This window comes from Staphylococcus petrasii, assembly GCF_002902565.1.
Classification (GTDB): Bacteria; Bacillota; Bacilli; order Staphylococcales; family Staphylococcaceae; genus Staphylococcus; species Staphylococcus petrasii.
The window spans coordinates 1-758 of sequence record NZ_PPRC01000129.1 but is presented as its reverse complement, the minus strand read 5'-3'; the positions used below and the strand labels follow the sequence as shown (position 1 = coordinate 758).

1 protein-coding gene is annotated in these 758 nt (G+C 24.4%); it reads right to left on the bottom strand.

Going from position 1 to position 758, the window contains the following annotated elements:
* Nucleotides 1–422 precede the first annotated feature (422 nt).
* A complete protein-coding gene (locus CD127_RS12400) occupies nt 423–725 on the bottom strand; it encodes a hypothetical protein (protein ID WP_103366903.1) in 303 nt (100 codons plus the stop codon).
* Nucleotides 726–758: the final 33 nt, after the last annotated feature.

Here is a 758-nt window from a genome sequence, read left to right as displayed (position 1 = left end):
GATTGCCACAATAATTACAAAGAGAGCCCTAGTTGACCTTATAAAGCTCCTCCTAATATCGAAAAAATTAATATAACGCTTGACACTATATATAATGGTTTAAGCAAGTTACCTATTAGAATTTTACCCACATCATTAGGTAACATAACAACTATTAGCATTAATTATTGCCCTATAACAAAAATTTTTTATCTATATTTATTCTTCTAAAATACTACCTCTTAAATTAAAGAATAATTGTATTTATGCATAGTAAACACTTTAAAAAATAATATATTCTGAAATGCTTTTGATGGTATTTATTTCAAATCGACACAACAAATTTTTCTTTATATTTTTGTTGGTAATTTTTTAGCTTTCTCTGTTAATAAATTTTAAATTTATTTTAATTATATTTTTTCTTTTACAAGTGAGGAAATATATTAGTTTTCTCTGTTAAGTACTATTGATACATTATCGTCAGAAGTTAAATATATTGTTTTATAATCATCACTAAATCTTAAATTAAATGTTGCTTCAGGCTCGTTTTCAATATTCACAGTTAATTTATATTCCTTTGGTTTTCCATATCTTTTAATTTGATAATTCCCATATTCTAAATTACTACCATCTGTATCTTCAGTGTCAAGATTTCCATTTTTATGGAAAGTTATATATTCATCAGTATTAGTTTCCCAATCACCTACGATATATTTACTTTCATCACTAAATGGTTTAAATATCACTAAAATAGCTATAATAGCTGTCTCTTATACACA